Source organism: Micromonospora sp. NPDC023869 (assembly GCF_055559695.1).
On sequence record NZ_JBVHKD010000024.1, the window covers coordinates 1 to 3,141 of the forward strand.

The 3,141-nt window shown below is 72.0% G+C and carries 1 protein-coding gene; it reads right to left on the minus strand.

The window, feature by feature from the left end; translation table 11 throughout:
* On the minus strand, positions 1-3,141 hold a 3,141-nt coding region (locus tag ACZ31C_RS32190), incomplete at both ends, for an SDR family NAD(P)-dependent oxidoreductase (RefSeq protein ID WP_465798500.1).

A 3,141-nucleotide genomic window follows, 5' to 3' on the forward strand; every position in this document is an offset into this window, starting at 1 on the left:
TAACCGCCGACCCCCGCACCACACCCAAAACCCGATGCCCCCGACGCCGCGCATCCGACAACCGCTCCACCAACAACACCCCCACCCCCTCGGACATGCCGAACCCGTCGGCGTCCTCGGAGAAGGGCTTGCAGCGGCCGTCCGTGGAGAGTCCACGCTGGCGGGAGAAGCCGACCAGCCCGTTCGGCGAGGACATGATGGAGGCGGCGCCGGCCAGGGCGAGATCGCACTCGCCCCGTCGCAGGGACTGCACGGCCAGGTGCAACGCGACCAACGACGACGAACACGCGGTGTCCACCGTCACCGCCGGGCCCTCCAGACCGAGTTCGTACGCGATGCGGCCGGACATCACGCTGGCCGCCCTGCCGATGATCAGATAGCCCTCGTCGGCGTCGCCGCCGCCCCGGGTCCCGTAGTCCTGACCGTGGGTACCGATGAAGGCGCCGACCGGGGCGCCGCGTACGGAGGTGGGGTCGATACCCGCCCGCTCGAACACCTCCCAACACACCTCCAACAACAACCGCTGCTGCGGATCCATCGCCAACGCCTCACGCGGCGAAATCCCAAAGAACCCCGCATCAAAACCCGCAACATCCTCCAAGAACCCACCACGACGCACATAAGACCGCCCCACCGCACCCGGATCAGGATCAAACAAACCCTCCACATCCCAACCCCGATCCACCGGAAAATCAGAAACCACCTCACCCCCACCAACCACCACCTCCCACAACCCCTCCGGCGACACCACCCCACCCGGAAAACGACACGCCATCCCCACAATCGCAATCGGCTCATCCACCACCCCACCACCCGACGACACCTCCACCAACCGCTCCGGCACACCGGCGATCTCGGCGCTGAGATGATCGGCGAGCGACTGCGGAGTCGGGTAGTTGAAGACCAGCGCGGCAGGCAGTCGAAGGCCCGTCGCCTCCGCGAGCCGGTTTCGCAGTTCCACCGAGGTGAGCGAGTCCATACCGATGTCCTTGAAGGCCCGATGCGCATCGACCGCCCCGGCACCGGCGTGTCCGAGCACTCCGGCGGTGTTGGTGCGGACGAGATCGAGCAGAGCGACCGCCCGTTCCGCGCCCGTCATCCGGGTGAACCGGCGCGCAGGAGAGAACTCGGCTTCGGTGGTGGCGGCGACCGCGCGCCGCACGGGTGCGGGCACCAGCCCGCGTAGCAGCGCCGGGATCTCCCGGGCGGCACGCACGGCGGCCAGGTCGAGGCTGATCGGAACCAGCGCCGGCTGGTCCGCGACGAGCGCGGCGTCGAACAGCGCGAGGCCGTCGGCGGCGGAGAGGGCGCGGGTACCGCCACGGGCGAATCGGGCGCGGTCGGCCTCGCCGAGCCGGCCGCCCATCCCGGCCTCCTCGTCCCAGAGGCCCCAGGCCAGCGACACGGCAGGCAGGCCGAGCTGCCGGCGGTATGCGGCGAGCCCGTCGAGGAAGGCGTTACCCGCCGCGTAGTTGCCCTGCCCGGCACCGCCGAAGGTGCCGGAGACGGAGGAGTAGAGGACGAAGGCGGCGAGACCCAGCTCTGCGGTCAGCTCGTGCAGGTGCCATCCGGCGTCGGCCTTCGGACGCAACGCGGCGTGCCACTTCCCCGGCGTGAGGTCCTGCACGAGCCCGTCGTCGAGGGCACCGGCGACGTGCACGACTCCCACCAGCCGGTCGGCCAGTTCGGTGACGAGTCCCGCCATGACGGGCCGGTCCGCGACGTCGGCGGCGATCCCACGCACCCGCACACCTCGGCCGGCGATCTCCGCCAGCCGCGCGTCGGGCACTCCGGAACGGGCCACCAGCACCAGTTCGGCCACGCCGTGCGCGTCGATCAGGTGATCGGTGAGGAGCCGGCCGAGCCCACCGGTCGCACCGGTCACCAGGACCGTGCCACCGGCCAGCGGAGACGGGTCGGTCGGCGCCGGGGCAGGAACGGCCATGAGTCGGGGAGCGCGCAGACGCCCGTCGTGGACCGCGACATGCGGCTCGTCCTCCGGCGCGGCGATTCCGAGCAGGAGACCGGCCTCGTCGTCGTCCGGCAGTTCCAGCAGCCGGATACGTCCGGGGTTCTCCGACTGCGCGGTCCGCACCAGTCCGCGTACGGCGTGGTGGGCGAGGTCGTCGACGTCGATCGCGACGACCAGAGCGCTGTCCGCCCACCGCGCGTCGCCCAGCCAGTCCTGAATCCCGGCGAGCACGGCCAGCCCGACCTCGTGCACGCTCTCGGGCACGGTCAGCCCCTCGGTGGCGCGCGGGGCACGGAGCAGTACGACAGGTGGCACGTCACCGGTGCGGGCGTCCTCGTAGCGGGCCCACTCAGGGGTCGGGTCGCCCGACGACACCTCGATCCAGGTGACCTCGTAGAGTCCGCCGGTGCTGGCGACAGCGGCCAGCCTACCGAGGTCCACGGGACGGACGACGAGCTGATCCACGTCCAGAACGGGCTGCCCGGTGGCGTCGGCGGCGGTGATCGAGACCGTGTCGGCGCCGGTGGCGGTGACCCGGACGCGGAGCACGCGGGCACCGGCGGCATGCACACGGACGCCCGCCCAGGAGAACGCGAGCCGCGGTGTGTCGGGGTCCGGGAAGAAGCCCGAGTCGGCCAGCGGATGCAGGGCGGCGTCGAGCAGCACGGGGTGCAGCACGTACTGCTCGGTGTCGAGACCGGCGGCGGCCTCGGGCAGGCGCAGTTCGGCGTAGACCGTGCCGGGGGTTCGCCAGGCCGCCTCCACCGCGTGGAAGGCCGGCCCGTACGCCACGGTCAGCCGCTCGTAGAGGCCGGCGACCTCGAGCGGTTCGGCGCCCGGCGGGGGCCAGGCGGTGAGGTCGGCCGTCGAGGCGGGTCGGGCCCGGTCGGTGAGTACGCCGGTGGCGTGCCGGGTCCAGCGGTGGTCTGGGCCTGGGCGGCTGTACACCTCGACCTGCCGGTCCGCGGTCACCCGTACCTGCAGGTCCACTGCGGCGCCGGCGGCGAGGGTGAGCGGCGTGGAGATCACCAGTTCCTCGATCTCCGGCGTGCCGAGCCGGCCACCGACGTCGGCCAGCATGTCGATGAGGGCGGTGCCGGGTAGGAGGGTGGTGTCGTTGACGCGGTGGTCGGTGAGCCAGGGGTGGGTGGTGGTGGAGAGTCGGCCGG